General features: G+C 69.6%; 15 protein-coding genes. 2 read left to right on the forward strand and 13 right to left on the reverse strand.

Annotated features, from left to right (window positions below):
• Positions 1–55 precede the first annotated feature (55 nt).
• The 3 genes from rpmE to EPD65_RS00800 form a co-directional block, all read right to left on the reverse strand.
• Positions 56–262 carry a 50S ribosomal protein L31 gene (gene rpmE, locus EPD65_RS00790; RefSeq protein WP_131580988.1) on the reverse strand — a complete coding sequence of 69 codons (207 nt, stop codon included), beginning with the start codon at positions 260–262 and terminating at the stop codon, positions 56–58.
• Positions 263–372: 110 nt separating this feature from the next.
• Positions 373–1,761 (reverse strand): GntT/GntP/DsdX family permease, encoded by a 1,389-nt coding sequence (locus EPD65_RS00795; protein ID WP_131580990.1) that lies wholly within the window; start codon positions 1,759–1,761, stop codon positions 373–375.
• Complete coding sequence (locus EPD65_RS00800; RefSeq protein WP_243640365.1) at positions 1,761–2,303, reverse strand: gluconokinase; 543 nt, start codon at positions 2,301–2,303, stop codon at positions 1,761–1,763. Before EPD65_RS00800 ends, EPD65_RS00795 begins: the two co-directional genes overlap by 1 nt.
• Positions 2,304–2,423: 120 nt before the next feature.
• Between EPD65_RS00800 and EPD65_RS00805 the strand changes: the two genes are divergently transcribed.
• Positions 2,424–3,131: a FadR/GntR family transcriptional regulator gene (locus EPD65_RS00805; protein ID WP_131580992.1), complete on the forward strand. Its 708-nt coding sequence runs from the start codon at positions 2,424–2,426 to the stop codon at positions 3,129–3,131.
• 34 nt (positions 3,132–3,165) lie between these two features.
• Here the strand turns inward: EPD65_RS00805 and rho are convergent, their stop codons facing one another.
• From rho to EPD65_RS00830, 5 genes are all read right to left on the reverse strand, one after another.
• Entirely contained in the window at positions 3,166–4,836 is a 1,671-nt protein-coding gene (gene rho / locus EPD65_RS00810; protein ID WP_243640366.1) for a transcription termination factor Rho, read from the reverse strand.
• 215 nt (positions 4,837–5,051) lie between these two features.
• Positions 5,052–5,963 (reverse strand): ABC transporter, encoded by a 912-nt coding sequence (locus tag EPD65_RS00815; protein WP_131580994.1) that lies wholly within the window; start codon positions 5,961–5,963, stop codon positions 5,052–5,054.
• A gap of 299 nt (positions 5,964–6,262) precedes the next feature.
• A complete protein-coding gene (locus tag EPD65_RS00820) occupies positions 6,263–7,051 on the reverse strand; it encodes a hypothetical protein (protein ID WP_131580996.1) in 789 nt (262 codons plus the stop codon).
• A gap of 171 nt (positions 7,052–7,222) precedes the next feature.
• A complete protein-coding gene (locus EPD65_RS00825) occupies positions 7,223–7,765 on the reverse strand; it encodes a DMP19 family protein (RefSeq protein WP_165872832.1) in 543 nt (180 codons plus the stop codon).
• A 188-nt stretch (positions 7,766–7,953) separates the two neighbouring features.
• Positions 7,954–9,411, reverse strand: coding sequence for a hypothetical protein (locus EPD65_RS00830; protein WP_131581000.1), 1,458 nt, complete (start codon positions 9,409–9,411; stop codon positions 7,954–7,956).
• Positions 9,412–9,601: 190 nt separating this feature from the next.
• Between EPD65_RS00830 and EPD65_RS16120 the strand changes: the two genes are divergently transcribed.
• The gene (locus EPD65_RS16120) at positions 9,602–9,742 is read left to right on the forward strand and encodes a hypothetical protein (RefSeq protein WP_165872833.1); all 141 of its coding nucleotides are present in this window, start codon (positions 9,602–9,604) and stop codon (positions 9,740–9,742) included.
• Positions 9,743–9,748: 6 nt separating this feature from the next.
• Here EPD65_RS16120 and thrB read toward each other — a convergent pair whose 3' ends face one another.
• From thrB to argS, 5 genes are read right to left on the reverse strand one after another with little or no spacing between them, the layout of a single operon-like run.
• Positions 9,749–10,669 carry a homoserine kinase gene (thrB, locus tag EPD65_RS00835; RefSeq protein ID WP_131581002.1) on the reverse strand — a complete coding sequence of 307 codons (921 nt, stop codon included), beginning with the start codon at positions 10,667–10,669 and terminating at the stop codon, positions 9,749–9,751.
• Positions 10,670–10,676: 7 nt separating this feature from the next.
• Entirely contained in the window at positions 10,677–11,741 is a 1,065-nt protein-coding gene (gene thrC / locus EPD65_RS00840) for a threonine synthase (RefSeq protein WP_131581004.1), read from the reverse strand.
• Positions 11,741–13,027 (reverse strand): homoserine dehydrogenase, encoded by a 1,287-nt coding sequence (locus EPD65_RS00845; RefSeq protein WP_131581006.1) that lies wholly within the window; start codon positions 13,025–13,027, stop codon positions 11,741–11,743. Before EPD65_RS00845 ends, thrC begins: the two co-directional genes overlap by 1 nt.
• Positions 13,028–13,074: 47 nt before the next feature.
• On the reverse strand, positions 13,075–14,463 hold the full coding sequence (gene lysA, locus EPD65_RS00850) for a diaminopimelate decarboxylase (RefSeq protein WP_131581008.1): 1,389 nt from the start codon (positions 14,461–14,463) through the stop codon (positions 13,075–13,077).
• Positions 14,463–16,154 carry an arginine--tRNA ligase gene (gene argS / locus EPD65_RS00855; protein WP_131581010.1) on the reverse strand — a complete coding sequence of 564 codons (1,692 nt, stop codon included), beginning with the start codon at positions 16,152–16,154 and terminating at the stop codon, positions 14,463–14,465. Before argS ends, lysA begins: the two co-directional genes overlap by 1 nt.
• Between the last annotated feature and the right edge of the window lie 79 nt (positions 16,155–16,233).

Below are 16,233 nucleotides of genomic sequence, written 5' to 3' on the forward strand. Positions count from 1 at the left end.
GAAATGACGAGCGCCGGCCGCCCGCACGAATGCGGGGGCCGGCGCTCGGAAGCTGCTACTTCTTGCCGTAGCGAGCCTCGAACTTCGCGACGCGACCGCCGGTGTCGAGGATCTTCTGCTTGCCCGTGTAGAACGGGTGGCACTGCGAGCACACGTCCGAGTGGATCTTGCCCGAGGTCAGCGTGCTGCGGGTCTGGAACGACGCGCCGCAGGTGCAGGTGACGTCGGTGACGACGTACTCGGGGTGAATGTCCTTCTTCACAACTTCTCCTGGGATTCAAGGGCTCCGGGTCGCCCGTCCGGATGGACGTGCGTGAACCGGGACCAGCGGGCAATTCTGCCACCTCGGCCAAGCGGGGACCAAACCGGGCGTCAGACCACCACGCCGAGCAGCAGGACCATGAGCAGACCGGTGACCGACAGGACGGTCTCCATCGCCGACCACGACCGCAGCGTCTGGCCGACGGAGAGCCCGAAGTACTCCTTGACCAGCCAGAACCCGGCGTCGTTGACGTGCGAGAAGAAGACCGAGCCGGCGCCGATGGCGAGGACGACCAGGGAGGTCTCCCCCGACGACAGGCCGTCGACAAGACCGACCATGAGCGAGCTCGCCGTGATCGTGGCGACGGTCGCCGAGCCGGTGGCCAGACGGATCAGCACCGCGAGGACCCACGCGAGGAGCAGGACGGAGACGTTCGCTCCGGTGGCCCAGTCGGCGAGCATCGTGCCGATGCCGGTGTCGACGAGCACCTGCTTGAAGCCACCGCCGGCGGAGACGATGAGCAGGATGCCCGCGATCGCCGGCAGGGCACCCTCGACGACCTTGCCCACCTCGGCGCGCCCCATGCCGGCGCCACGGCCGAAGGTGAACATCGCGACGACGACCGCGATCAGCAGCGCGACCAGCGGCGTACCGAGGATGTCGAGCGTGCGGCGGGTGAGGTCGGTGGCGTCGTCGACGGTGATGTCCGCGATCGCCTTGGCCATCATCAGCGTGACCGGCAGCAGGACCGTCGCCATCGTCACGCCGAACGCCGGACGGCGGGCCGCCGCGGCAGCCTCGTCCGCGTCGAAGCGGGTGGGAGCCGGAACGACGACCCAGCGACCGGCGAGGCGACCGAAGAGCGGACCGGCGACCACCACGGTCGGGACGGCCACGAGCACGCCGAACATCAGGGTGGTGCCCAGGTCGGCGCCGAGGGCGGAGATCGCGACGAGCGGACCCGGGTGCGGCGGGACGAGGCCGTGCATGGCCGAGAGGCCGGCGAGCGCGGGGATACCGACGGTCACCAGCGACAGCTGCGAGCGTCGGGCGACCAGATAGATCACCGGCATCAGCAGGACGAGCCCGATCTCGAAGAACATCGGCAGGCCGATGATCGCGCCGACGAGTGCCATGGCCCACGGCAGCATGCGCGGCGAGGCATGACCGACGATCGTGTCGACGATCTGGTCCGCGCCGCCGGAGTCAGCCAGGAGCTTGGCGAACATCGCACCGAGCGCGATCAGGATGCCGACTCCCGCGGCAGTGGTGCCGAAGCCCGTGGTGAAGCTGGCCAGGACGGCCTCGATCGGGACTCCGGAGACGATGCCGACCGTCAGGCCACCGGCGATCAGGGCGAGGAACGGGTGGAGCTTCAGCCCCATGATCAGCACGACGATCAGCGCGATCGCGGTGAGGGCAGCGGTGACGAGCTGCCATCCCGGTGCGACCGGATCGATCAGTGGGGTCGTCGCCAGGGGCAGGACGAGCGCGGACATCAGATCTCCTTCTTCTCTGAAAACTTCTTGTCGGGGACGCGATGCGCGTCGACGTACTGCTGGACGAGGTCGTCGACCGGGAGGGCGACGTCGAGCACGAGGCCCCGCTCGTCGGGAGCGAGGGGCTCGAGGGTCGCGAACTGCGAGGTGAGCAGCGAGGACGGCATGAAGTGCCCCGGGCGACCGGCCTGGCGCGCCGCGATGACCTCCCGCGTGCCGTGCAGGTGCACGAACTCGACGCGATGCACGTGGTGGCGCAGCTGGTCGCGGTAGCGACGCTTGAGCGCCGAGCAGGTCATGACACCGCCGGACAGCTCGTGCTCGTGCAGCCAGGTGCCGATCTTCTCGAGCCAGGGCCACCGGTCGTGGTCGTCGAGCGCGTGACCGGAGGCCATCTTCACGATGTTGGCCGCGGGGTGGAGGTCGTCCGCATCGGCGAACGGCACCCGGAGACGCTGACTGAGTGCGGCACCCACGGTCGTCTTCCCTGATCCGGAGACACCCATGACCACGACGAGCGGCTGGGACTGCTGACCTGTCATCACTGCTTCCTCACGATGTGGCGGTGCTCACATCAGATCTCAAAGGTATGACCTTTGACAAGAGGTTGTTCAAATAAATCTGCTCTTTCGCGGCCGGCTCCTGCGTGCCACGCTGTCTCCATGACCCGCTCCCCCGGCGCCCCCGCACTGCACGGCTCCGTGCTCGACGCCCTCGGTGCCGCCATCGCCGCAGGTCAGCTGGCCCCCGGCACCGTGCTCACGCTCGACTCGATCGGTCAGGAGTACGCCGTGTCGCGCAGCGTGGCGCGCGAGGCGGTCCGGGTCCTGGAGTCGATGGGGCTGATCGCTTCACGGCGTCGCGTGGGCCTGACTGTCCGCGAGCGGGGAGACTGGAACGTCTTCGACCCGCAGGTGATCCGCTGGCGCCTGGCCGGCGAGGACCGGGTCGCGCAACTGCTCTCGCTCTCCGAGCTGCGCCTGGGCATCGAGCCCGTGGCAGCGCGCCTCGCGGCCACCCGGGCGACGCCGGAGCAGAGCCGCGCCCTCGGCGACGCCGTGCGCGACATGGAGATCCACGGCACCAGCGGGGCGCTCGAGGAGTTCCTGGCGAGCGACCAGCGCTTCCACCGGACCCTGCTCGAAGCGAGCGGCAACGAGATGCTCGCCTCGCTCGGCGAGATGGTTGCCGGGGTGCTCGAGGGGCGCACGCATCACGACCTGATGCCGCACCACCCCAAGCCGGAGGCGATCGCGCTGCACGATGCGGTCGCGCGCGCCGTGCGGACCGGGGATCCGGCACGCGCGGAGCAGGCAATGCGCGCGATCATCGACGAGTCCGCGCAGGCCATGGCCGACCTGCCCGAGTGAGGCAGGCGCGGCCACGGCCCACGCGGCGTACCCGTCAGAGGGACTGCAGCAGCTCGCGGTGGCGCGTGCCGGAGGCCGCGACGTCGACCGCGGGGAACTCCGTGGCGTCCGGGTCGCGACGGAGCCGGAGCTCCATGTTCGCCGTGCCGGCGAACTCCTCGAGGATGACCTCGTCGGTCTTCGACCCCGACTCGACCAGCGCGGTCGCGAGGATCGTCAGCGAGCCGCCGTTCTCGATGTTGCGGGCTGCGCCGAAGAACTTCTTCGGCGGGTAGAGCGCAGCCGCGTCGACGCCGCCGGACAGAAGACGACCTGACGGCGGGATGGCCAGGTTGTAGGCACGACCCAGGCGCGTGATGCCGTCCAGGAGTACGACGACGTCGTGACCGAGCTCGACGAGGCGCTTGGCGCGCTCGATGGCGAGCTCGGCGACGATCGTGTGGTCGCTGGCCGGACGGTCGAACGTGCTGGCGATGACCTCGCCCTTGACGCTGCGCTGGAAGTCGGTGACCTCCTCGGGGCGCTCGTCGATGAGGACGACCATGAGGTGGCACTCGGGGTTGTTGGTGGTGATCGCGCCGGACATCGTCTGGAGGACGGTCGTCTTGCCGGCCTTTGGCGGGCTGACGATCAGGCCCCGCTGGCCCTTGCCGACGGGCGCAGCGGTGTCGATCGCCTTGCCCAGCGCCGTGCCGCCGTCGGTCTCGATGCGCAGGCGCTCGGTCGGGTGCAGCGGCGTGAGCTTCTCGAAGACGACCCGGTCCTTGGCCGTCTCGGGGTCGACGCCGTTGACGGAGTCGATGCGGACCATCGGGTTGAACTTCTCCTTGCGCTCGCCCTCGCGGGGCTGGCGCACCTGGCCGACGATCGCGTCGCCACGGCGCAGGCCGAGCTTGCGGACCAGGCTGAGGCTCACGTAGACATCGTCGGCGCCGGGCAGGTAGCCACTGGTCCGGACGAACGCGTAGTTGTCGAGCACGTCGAGGATGCCGGCAGCCGGCACCAGGACGTCGTCCTCGAGGATCGTGGTGTCGGGCTCGTTGCGGCCACGGGCACTGCGGTCACGCTCGCGACCCCGGCGACGGCGGTTGGCGCCCTCGCCGTCCGCGTCGTCGCCCTGCTGCTGGTTCTGCTGGCCCTGGTTCTGCTGGCCCTGGTTCTGCTGGCGCTGCTGCTGGTTCTGCTGGCCGCCCTGGTTCTGCTGCCGCTGCTGCTGGCCCTGCTGGCCGCCCTGCTGGCGCTGGTTCTGGTTCTGCTGCCGACCGCCCTGCTCGGGCTGGTCCGCGGGCTTTGCGTCCGGGGTGTCGCCGTCCTGCGCGGGCTGAGCGCTGTCGCCCTGCGTCTGGTCTTCGGCGTTGCGGTTGCGGTTCCGGTTGCGGCGGTTGCGCGTCGGAGCCTGCTCGGCCTGCTCGCCGTCGGACTCCTGCTGCTCGGAAGCGGGCTTGGTCTCGGCGTTGGTCTCGAGCTGGCCTTCGGCCTTGGCGGCCTGGGGGGCACGCTCGCGAGCGGGCGCGGAGGCCTCGCTCTTCGGCGTACCGGCGCCCTGGATGGCGGCGACGAGGTCGGCCTTCTTCATCGAGCTCGCGCCGGGGATCGAGAGGGCGCCAGCCATCGCCTTGAGGTCGGCGAGGAGCATGCCGTTGAGACCGGCGGGCTTCTTCTGCGCCGTCTTCTTGGCGGGCTTGGCTTCGGGTGATTCGGTCACGTGAGGTCCTTCCCACACGTCGGGCGCCGCACTCAGAGGCGGCGTCGTGAGGTGATTCCGTCGCACGCAGGCGCCGGTCGGCGCCGTCGAACGGCGGAGAGGATGCCCTCGGCCTCAGCGGCCGGCGGGCGGGGCGCCCCGCAGATCAGGGACGCGTTGCCACAGTAACACCGGTGGTTTCCAGTGCGTGGGCGGACCGCCAGACGAACGCTGCGTCACTCCGCCGCAGGCAGCTGCGGCGCCTCGGTCGGCTTGGCCGCAACCCGCTTGCGGGTACCCGGCACGCGGCCGGCGATGGCGCTTAGCGGCGCGATGGCCGCTGACAGTCCGTCGAGGTCGCCCTCAAGGCGCTGCACCGACTGGTCGATGCCGTTGACGACCCGCTCGAGCGAGCTGAGGACCGGGGCGAGGCGGTCGACGTTGTCGATCAGGCCTCCGACGCGGTCGAGCAGACCACCGTCAGCGACGACCTGCTCGAGCACTCCCCCGCGCGCGACCAGCCGGTCGACCACGCCGTCGGGCTCGAGGAGCCGCTCGACCGCGCCCTCCTCGGCGAGCAGTCGCTCGACCGGTCCGTCGATGGCGAGGATCCGGTCCAGGGCGCCTCCGGGAGCGATCAGCCGATCGACGGTGCCGCCGGTCGCCAGCAGCCGGTCCACCAGACCGTTGTCCGAGAGAAGCCGCTCGACGAATCCACCGGGCGCGATCAGCCGCTCGATCGCGCCGTCCTTGGCCAGCACCCGGTCGACGAAGCCGTCGGCAGCGATCAGCCGGTCGAGAACGCCGTCCGGCTGCGACAGGCGCGACAGCACGCCCTGCTCGTCGAGGACCCGGTCGACCACCCCGCCGTTCTGCAGCGCCTGTCCCAGCGGCCGATCCTCCGCCGTGACCGCGCTCATCAGGTGCAGGAGCCGCACCGGTCCCCCGGGCTGGACGAGCTGGGACACCCCGATGCTGGCGTGGCCGAACGCCACCGCCGCACGCACCGGGAAGAGCGCTGCCTTGAGGACCTTGCTGGTCGTCGTGGCGATCGGCGCGGTGACCGCGGCCGGCACGGCGTGCTGGATCGGTGCGGGCAGCGCCGACCGCAGATGGATCACGGACGCGAGACGCGGAGTGTTCGACATGGTGGGCGCAGCCTAGGCGCGGTGCGTCGTTCCGGTCGAGGAAGACGTATCTTCGTACGTCGTCACTCGGGGATCAGTCTTCGATGAGACGCACTTGATCGGGCGGAATGGAGCCCGGGAACTAGTCATACCCATTGGGCGACTCCAACAGCGCCGACCTGGCACTTCCGACGACCTCCGAGACATCGGAGGGTCCACCCGTGTTGGTAGGTGCTCTTGGACTACGGCTTGGCGGGCCGCTTTCGACTCGACGTCACGGAAGCGCGGCAGATCCGGGCGGGTCAGGATTGCAGAAGCGATCATCTTTCTAGCAGGTCGAGGATCATTCTCCTGGCCAGATCCCGCGGGTTCGGTTCGGTGGTTGGCATCGTGATGACTGCCGCACTAACGCCGTGCGCAAACACGCAGGTAATGAACTTGCCTTTGGCCCCACTGCCTTCGCCGCATCGAAAGTGGCCACGAACACCTTTTAGCGACTCGCCTGCATCTACGTTGATTGCCTCGCCGAGCAAGCGTTGAGTGATGCGATCGTCGTAGTCATCTGCCAGCCCGTCAGCTAGGGCGGTGTTGCGGTAGGCCGACATGGTCATGGCGCCGACATAATCGGCAGATTTCGACGCGCCCGCGTACAGCTTGTAGTGCGTTTCAACGTCCTGGTTGGACTCGAGTTGTGAGCTGATCACGGCGTTGGCGAGGTCCACGACGGGATCACCCTTCCCAGGCTGTACCTGCGCGCGGCCGGCGAGTTCGGCTCCGAGGTTCATCGGCACTGGCTCGGAGCGCAGGTGGGAAATGATCAGCGCTGCCGCAAGATAGAGGCTGGCGGAGACGAGCAACGGCATTGCCAAGGGGATGAACGAATGCCCCCGCTTGTCGGTCGGCTGACCCTTCAGCCACTTGTGCCACGCCGCCAGGGCTAGAGCGCCGGCCGCGAGGACGAACAAGACGCGCGGCCAGGTTCCAGGGCGCACGAAGGCGTGCTTCGAGGAGAAGTGGAGAAGGTTAACTGCGGCCAGTGCCGTGCCAGCAGAAACACCCAACAGCCCATCGCGCCATGTCGACCTGCGCGCTTCAGACTTGTGGGCCACTGCAACTCCGTATCCCGGCGACCGTGTTGCCTGAACGCTAGCGCTGCAAGAGGCACCAAGGAGACGGAATCGGCCGGAGCGCGCGAGCGCGGACCAAACGCGGCATGAGCGGGCGTTCCTGCGCAGCGACTCGGGTCCTGCGCCGCGCCCGCGCGGCGATGTCGGGCGCTTCTACGGCGCCGCAGCCAGGTATGCGTTCACGCGATCGTCCGCATCGGTCGCCTCTTCAAGTTCGTAAAGCCGGGAGTCCAACTCGTTCAGTTCAGCGATCACGTCGCGGTCTTCAAGTAGGTCAGAGCGCGCGTCCGCGTCCGCCGGATACTGCGGCCCAAGTGTCCGCATGGCCTCTTGCAGCAGTGCCGCCCAAGAATCTCCAAGCGCCTCAGGCAGGGCGACTAGAGCGACCTGTGCGGTGTCGCCTCCCCAGGAGCGGAAATAGGAGTCAAACCCGCCGGAGTTAACCTCTTGGCGCAGATCGCAGATCGCGAAGACAGCCTGCTGTCTCGTTGAGAGAGCTGAACGATCTCCGTCTCCCAGACGCTCGTATAGATCCCAGGCGTCATCTGTTGGCATGGGCGTGACGCTATCGATCGACGCTGCCGTTGGCGTGCTGTCGCTAGGGGTCTGCTGGGATTTCCCGCTTCCTGAGCACGCCGTCACCGAGAGGACAGCAGTCATCGAGAGGGCCGCGACCACGCGCATCTGGTCATCCAAGCAGGTCATCGACCGCGCCGCCCGACTCTCGCCAACACCGAACTAACCGCGGCATGTCCGCGCGAGCGGGCACGTGCGGGGAGGCGCATCTGCGACTCGACACGCCCGCTGGCCTGCCGCGTTCTGGCGCGTCCTTTCGCATTTGCGACTCCCCGCACGCGCGCACATCGGCATGCGCGGGCGCTTGGTCAACTGCCAATCCTTCGGGTGCCGGTGTGGTCGACGAGGAAGAAAGCACCCTCGGGGTCGCGCCAGACGTAGATGCCGGCGAACGGTTGCTTCACCTGCCAGCCGGCGTGCGTCTTGAGGTTGTGGTGGCGCTGGGTGAGCGGTCCGTAGTTGCCGATGCGTGACTGGCCCGGACCAGCGTCGGGCCTCCAGGCCTCGGTGTGGTCGATCTGCATGCCGGACCAACCGCCGTCGGAGTTCGTCGAAGCGGTGGACCACGGGAATGCGTCGGCCGGCGTCATGAGGCGCACGGCCTGCCTATGTCGGTCCGGGATTTCCCACGCATCGACCGGCGCCTGGCCGTCGAGGTCGATGACCGGCCGGACGGTGACCTTCGCGCGGGGACCCAGGCGATCGCGGATCCAGCCTTCGGTCACGAGGCCGACGCCTTCGATGCGGGCCATGCCCGTCGTCCCGGTTTCGTCCAGACCGGCCTCGCGGGTGAGCCGGCCGGCGTACACGTGCACGAAGAGGGTGATCGCGGGCAGCAGCTTCGCCCAGTCGAAGGTCGGCTTTGTGCCGTCGACGGTGCCGCCGAAGCGAGCGAAGAGCGCGACGGCACCCCGCACGAGGTCCTCTGCCGATATCGACTCCCCGTGCGAAGGCTCGGCGCCATCCGACGCCGCGCTCCCCTGCTTCCAGGCGGCGTAGCGCGCGAGCAACGCGGTGGCCTGGGCCGGGTTGGCGAGCAGAACCATCGCCGCAGCACGGCGCTGATCGAGGTCACCTTCACAGCCCAGCTCAGCCAGCACGGTGGCGAGGAACGCGACGGTCGCTTCAAGGCGAGCGACACCAGCGGGGTCGGTGCGCAGCCAGAAGGAACGCATCCCGTGGGTGGTGTCACGCGAGGCCCGCGCGAACTCGGCCTTCGCCGCCTTGCGCTCCCGCTCCTCAGCGAGCTCGGGGTCGGCTGCAGCAATGGCTGCCTCGACGAGATCCATGAAACGCGTCCACGGCAGCCGACCGTCCGCGGACTCGACCACGCGCTCATCGACGTAGCGCGCAGCGACGAGGGAGAGCTCCCGGGTCTTGCGCACGACGTAGGTGGCATAGGACGCGCGGACCTCGCAGGCCTCGACGCGAGCCCACAGCTGCGGGTGACGATGCTGGAGGTCGAGGACGTCAGCGATCATCTGGTCGCCCGTCCACGTCGTCGCCTCGAGCCGTACGCCGAGCTCGGCGCCGGCATTGACGGCCACCCGCGGGGTGCCGGGGCCGCCGTACTCCCGAACGCGGACACCGGCCGCCCGGCGCTCCTCACGCGTCATCGGGCGCTCACCGTTGAGCACCGCCCACTGCGCCGCTGACCTGAGCACCTCGACCTCGACCCGACGCTGCGTGCGCGTCAGCACTCCGACCGTGTCGAGGAGATCGCTCCGCGACAGGTCGGTCGATGTCGAACCCGAGATGTCGAACATGTCTTCGATTTTACGCTCATTGCGGACGGATGGGAACCACTGCCACCACGGGATGTGGAGAAGTTTCCGCAGGTCAGAGCCCAGTTTTCGTCCACAGGCCACTCCCATTTCCCGGCCTGTGGGTCACCACCCTGCAGCGCCCCGTTCCTGTCGGCGCCGGTGCCGCGCGATCACCGACTTCAAGGTCACGTTGACCTACCCGACCTACGACACCGACGGCACGTTCAAGGACGACGATCCCGACTACTTCTGCCGCTGGTGCCTCAGCGGACGCTTCGACCAGAAGATCCACTTCCGGCGGCTCGTCGCGATCCCGCTCGGGCCGAAGTGACCAGGGTCAGGAGACGACGACACCGTTGTGGTCGACGTCGAGCGGGTAGGAGACCCAGCCCTCCGGCGTACGGGAGACGAGGGCCTGGCGGTCCGCCTTCGAGGCGGCGAAGGCCAGCACCGTCGGGCCCGCGCCCGAGACGATCGCGGCAAGTCCGTCGGCACGCAGCGCGCGCACGAGGGCGAGCGACTCCGGCATGGCCGGCTCGCGGTAGTCCTGGTGCAGCCAGTCGCGGGTCGCCCACAGCAGCAGCGACGGCTGACCGGCGAGCGCGGCGACGAGCAGCGCGGCACGACCCGCGTTGGCGGCGGCCTCCGCGTGCGGGACGGTGGCGGGCAGCAGCCCCCGGGCCACCTTGGTCTCGACCGGCGTCGACGGCACGAAGACGACCACGGAGATCGACGGGTCGACCGGCGACTCGGCGGCGTAGAAGGTCTCACCCTCGTGGCCGGCGATCACGAAGCCGCCGTACGCCGCGGGGGCGACGTTGTCGGGATGGCCCTCGATCTCGGCCGCGAGCGAGAAGAGCTCGTCGTCGGTCATCAGCATGTCGCCACCGACGACGAGGCCGCGGCCCAGCGCGAGGCCGGCCACGATCGCGGCGGACGACGAGCCGAGGCCGCGCGCGTGCGGGATGACGTTGTCGCAGGTCAGCTTGAGGCCGACGGCCGAGTCGGGCAGGCCGACCGGCTCCTCGCCGAGCTCGGCGAGCGCCCGGTTGATGCAGCGCACGACCAGGTGCGAGGAATCGCGCGGCACCGAGTCGGCGCCGACACCGGTGACCTCGATGACCAGCCCGGCCGGCAGCACCGAGGCGGAGAGCCGGTCGCGCATCGTCAGCGCGAGACCGAGCGCGTCGAAGCCGGGGCCGAGGTTGGCCGAGGTCGCCGGGACGCTGACCCGGACGGTGCCGCTGACGAGAGCCATCGGAGTGTCAGGCCAGACCGGCGGCCGACGCAGCAGCGTCGACGTCGGCGTCCACGACGGTCTCCACGACCTCACCGAAGCCGGCGAGGGCGGTGATGGTGTCCTTGAGGCCGTGACCGGTCACGGTGATGACGACGGTCTTGCCGGCGTACGTCTCCCCCGCCTCGAGCTCACCGAGCAGACCGGCGACACCGGCCGCAGAGGCCGGCTCGACGAAGACGCCGTCGTTGGCGGCCAGGGCGCGCTGGGCGGCCAGGATCTGCTCGTCGGTGCGCGCGGCAAAGCGGCCCTCGGACTCCTTGGCAGCGTTCATCGCGAGGTCCCAGGAGGCCGGGTTGCCGATGCGGATAGCGGTCGCCAGCGTCTCGGGCTCGTCGACCGGCGCACCGTGCACCAGCGGAGCGGCACCGGCAGCCTGGAAGCCGCGCATGACGGGCTTCTTCGTCGAGCGACCGGAGTCGAAGTACTGCGTGTAGCCGAGCCAGTACGCCGAGATGTTGCCGGCGTTGCCGACCGGCAGCAGGTGGAAGTCAGGCGCGTCGCCGAGGAAGTCGACGATCTCGAAGGCAGCGGTCTTCTGGCCCTCGAGTCGGTGCGGGTTGACCGAGTTGACCAGCGCGACGGGGTACTTCTCCGCCATCTCGCGCGCCATGCGCAGGCAGTCGTCGAAGTTGCCGCGGACCTGGATCACCAGCGAGCCGTGGAGCACTGCCTGGGCCATCTTGCCGGCGGAGATCTTGCCCTCGGGCACGAGGACGATCGGAGTGACACCGGCCTTGGCGGCGTACGCGGCCATGGCGGCCGAGGTGTTGCCCGTCGAGGCGCAGACAACGGCCTGGGCGCCCTGGTGCACGGCGACCGAGAGGGCCACGGTCATGCCGCGGTCCTTGAACGATCCGGTCGGGTTGTTGCCCTCGACCTTGAGCCAGACGTCGCCACCGGTCAGCCCGGAGAGCCAGTCGGAGTGGACCAGCGGCGTCCCGCCCTCGCGGAGGGTGACGGCCGGGGTGTCCTGCGGGATGTCGAGGAGCTCGCGGTACTCCTCGATCACGCCCTTCCACTGGTGGGCCATCACTCGGCTCCTTCCACGCGCATCACCGAGGTGACGTCGCGCACGATGTCCATGTTGCGCAGGTGGTCGACGGTCGCCGCGAGCGCAGCGTCGGTAGCGGGGTGCGAGACGACCACGAGCTGGGCGTCGGCGCCGCGACCCTCCTGACGCACGGTCTGGATCGACACACCCTGGTCAGCGAACGCGTTGGCGACCGCAGCGAGCACGCCCGCGCGGTCGTCGACGTCAAGCTGCACGTGGTAGCTGGTCACGGTCTCGCCCATCGGCAGCAGCTCCCGGGCGGCGTACGCCGACTCGCCGGCGCCGCGGGTGCCCGCGAGCTTGTTGCGGGCAACGGTGACGAGGTCACCGAGGACAGCGGACGCGGTCGGCGAACCACCGGCGCCCGGGCCGTAGAACATCAGCTGGCCGGCGGCCTCGGACTCGACGAAGACCGCGTTGTAGGCGCCGCGGACGGAGGCCAGCGGGTGCGACGCGGGGATCATCGCCGGGTGGACGCGGGCCGAGACGGCGCCGTCGCGCAGCTCGCAGATCGCGAGCAGCTTGACGACCGAACCCATGTCGCGCGCGGACGCGACGTCGGCGGCGGTGACCTCGGAGATGCCCTCGCGGTACACATCGGCAGCGGTCACGCGGGTGTGGAAGGCCAGTGACGCGAGGATCGCGGCCTTCGCCGCAGCATCGAAGCCCTCGACATCGGCGGTCGGGTCCGCCTCGGCGTAGCCCAGGTCCTGCGCCTCGGAGAGCGCATCGGCGAAGCCGGCCCCCGAGGTGTCCATCTTGTCGAGGATGAAGTTCGTGGTGCCGTTGACGATGCCGAGCACGCGGGTGACCTTGTCACCGGCGAGCGACTCGCGCAGCGGACGGAGGATCGGGATCGCGCCCGCGACCGCCGCCTCGAAGTAGAGGTCGCGGCCAGCCTTGTCGGCCGCCTCGTAGAGGGTCGGGCCGTCCTCCGCGAGCAGCGCCTTGTTGGCGGTGACCACCGAGGCGCCGTTCTCAAGCGCAGCCAGGATCAGCGAGCGGGCCGGCTCGATGCCGCCGATCACCTCGACGACGAGGTCGATGTCGCCACGCGTGACCAGTCCGATCGCGTCCGTCGTCAGGAGCTCGTCGGGGAGCTCGACCTCGCGCGGGGCGTCGAGGCGACGGACGGCCACACCGGCGAGCTCGATCGGCGCGCCGATGCGCGCCGCGAGGTCGTCGGACTGCTCCTGGAGCAGGCGGACCACCTGCGAACCGACGGAGCCACAGCCGAGGACGGCAACCTTGAGCGGACTGTTCACACCGCGAAGCCTATCCGTCGTACGCCGCTCCCCCGGCCCCCGCGACGCTAGCCGAGATCGGTCGCGAGCAGGTCGTCCTCGGTCTCGCGACGCACGATCACGCGTGCCTCGCCGTCGCGCACCGCCACGACCGGCGGACGCAGGGCGTGGTTGTAGTTGGACGCCATCGAACGGCCGTAGGCACCCGTGCCGGGAACGGCGACGAGGTCACCGGGAGCGATGTCACCGGGCAGGAACTCGTGCTTGACCACGATGTCGCCCGACTCGCAGTGCTTGCCGACGACGCGGGCCAGGGTGGGCTCGGCCGACGAGGCGCGCGAGACCAGCGTGCAGGAGTAGTCGGCGTCGTAGAGGGCCGGGCGGATGTTGTCGCTCATGCCGCCGTCGACCGAGACGTAGGTGCGCGTGGCGCCGCCGTCCAGGGTGACCTGCTTGACGGTGCCGACCGTGTAGACCGTGCACATCGACGACCCCACGATCGCGCGGCCCGGCTCGATCGACAGGTGCGGCACCGGGAACTGCAGCGCGGCGCACTCACGCGCGACGATGTCCGTGATCTGACGGGCCAGATCCGCGGGATCGGCCGGGTCGTCCTGGGTCGTGTAGGCGATGCCGAACCCGCCACCGAGGTCCATCTCGGGCATGACGTGGCCGAGCTCGCGCCCGATCTCCGCGTGGAGTCCGAGGACACGACGCGCGGCCACCTCCCAGCCGGAGGTGTCGAAGATCTGCGAACCGATGTGGCTGTGCAGGCCACGAAGGTCGAGGCCCGGAGCCTCGATGACCGCCTGGGCAGCCGCGAACCCGTCACCCGACGAGATCGAGAAGCCGAACTTCTGGTCCTCGTGAGCCGTCGCGATGAACTCGTGGGTGTGCGCCTCCACACCGGCGGTCACCCGGACCATCACGCCCTGGACCACACCGAGCTCGGCGACGATGGCCGCGAGACGCTCGATCTCGGCGTACGAGTCGACGATGATCCGGCCCACTCCGGCCACGACCGCGCGACGCAGCTCCATCGGGGTCTTGTTGTTGCCGTGGTAGCCGATCCGCTTCGGGTCGACGCCCGCACGCAGTGCCACCGAGAGCTCGCCGTTGGAGCAGACGTCGAGGCAGAGCCCCTCCTCCGCGACCCACTTCGCCACCGCGACCGAGAGGAACGCCTTGCCGGCGTAGTAGACGTCGTAGCCGGCGAAGCCGTCACGGAAGGCACGCGCCCGCGAGCGGAAGTCCTCCTCGTCCAGCACGTACGCCGGGGTGTTGACGTCGGCGACGAGGTCCGGAATCGCGATCCCGCCGATTTGCAGCACACCGGAGTCGTCCTTGCGCGCGGTCTTCGACCACAGCACCGGGATGAGCGCGTTGACGTCCTCGGGCTGGCGGAGCCAGACCGGCGAGGTGCCGGCGAAGTCGCCCGGCGGGACCCGGCCCGCCATCACATACGCTCCGGGGCCGAGACGCCCAGCAGGTCGAGGCCGTTGCGCAGCACCGTCTGCATGGCGTGCACGAGCACGAGACGCGCGTTGTTGGCCGCGCTGACCGGCTCGTCGCCCTGCGGGAGCATGCGGCACTCCTTGGTGTCGTACCACTTGTTGAAGGTCGAGGCAGTGTCCTCGAGGTAGCGCGCGATGCGGTGCGGCTCGCGCAGGTCGGCGGCGCTCGCGACGACGCCCGGGTACGCAGCGAGGGCGCGCAGCAGGTCGCCGTCCCGCTCGTGCGAGAGCAGCGCCGGGTCGAAGTCCGCCAGCGCGGCGGCGAGTGACATGCCCAGGTCCCCGGCGTTCGCGATCATGCGGCAGGTGCGCGCGTGGGCGTACTGCACGTAGTAGACGGGGTTGTCGTTGGAGGCCTTCGTGATCTCCGCGACGTCGAGCACGAGCGGGCTGTCGGCCGGGTAGCGCGCGAGCGAGTAGCGCAGCGCGTCGACGCCGATCTCCTCGGCGAGCTCGTTGAGCGTGACGATCGTGCCGGCGCGCTTGGAGAGCTTGAGCTCCTGGCCGTCGCGCAGGATCTTCACGAGCTGGCCGATCAGCACGTTCAGCGTCTGCTCGGGGTCGTCGCCGACGCAGGCCGCCATCGCCTTGAGGCGCCCGACGTAGCCGTGGTGGTCGGCGCCGAGCAGGTAGATGCAGTGGTCGAAGCCGCGCGCCCGCTTGTTGAGGTAGTACGCCGTGTCCGAGGCGAAGTAGGTCAGCTCGCCGTCGCTCTTGATGAGGACACGGTCCTTGTCGTCGCCGAAGTCGGTCGTGCGCATCCAGAGGGCGCCGCCGTCCTCGAAGACGTGGCCCAGCTCCTTCAGCTTCGCCAGCGTGTTGGGCACGCCGCCGGACTCCTGCCCCTCCTCGTGGAGCGAGAGCTCGCTGAACCACACGTCGAAGTGGGTGTTGAAGGAGTCGAGCTGGTCCTGCTGCTCCTTGAGCTGCAGGGCGTAGCCCACCGCGCGGACCGCGGTGAGGCGCTCAGCCTCGTCGGCGATGGCGAAGATGCCGGGCTGCTCGGCCTCGACAGCCTTGGCCAGGTCGTCGATGTAGTCACCGGCGTAGCCGTCCTCGGGCTTCTCCAGCCCGAGGGCGGAGGCGATGATCGACTTCGCGAAGTTGTTCATCTGGACGCCGCGGTCGTTGATGTAGAACTCGCGCGTCACCTCGGCACCGGCTGCCGACAGGACGCGGCCGATCGCGTCGCCGAGCACGGCCCAGCGCGTGTGCCCGAGGTGCAGCGGTCCCGTCGGGTTGGCGGAGATGAACTCGACGTTGATCTTCTGCCCCGCGAGTGCGTCGAGACGACCGTACGCAGCACCGGCCGCGACGATCGCCGCGGCGACCTCGCCCTGGGCACCCGCCTCGACGTGGATGTTGAGGAAGCCCGGGCCGGCGATGTCGACCTGCTTGATGCCGTCGGAGGCCTCGAGGCCCGCCTTGATCAGCTCGGCGAGGGCGCGCGGGTTGGTGCCGGCCTTCTTCGCGAGCTGCAGGGCCACGTTGGTGGCGTAGTCGCCGTGCTCCTTCTGGCGCGGGCGCTCGACCGCCACGGTCGCGGGAGCACCCTCGGGCAGGGCAAGGGCGCCGTCGGCCACGAGGGCCTGCAGGACGTCGACGATCGTGGCGGAGAGCTGCTCAGGAGTCACCGGCGAAGCGTATCCGTGGGGGTCGGTTTCCTCCGCACCGATATCAGCCGGTACTGTCTGTTATCGCGCTGGTCACAGT

The sequence above is a fragment of the Nocardioides jejuensis genome (genome assembly GCF_004337475.1).
Taxonomy (GTDB): Bacteria; Actinomycetota; Actinomycetes; order Propionibacteriales; family Nocardioidaceae; genus Nocardioides; species Nocardioides jejuensis.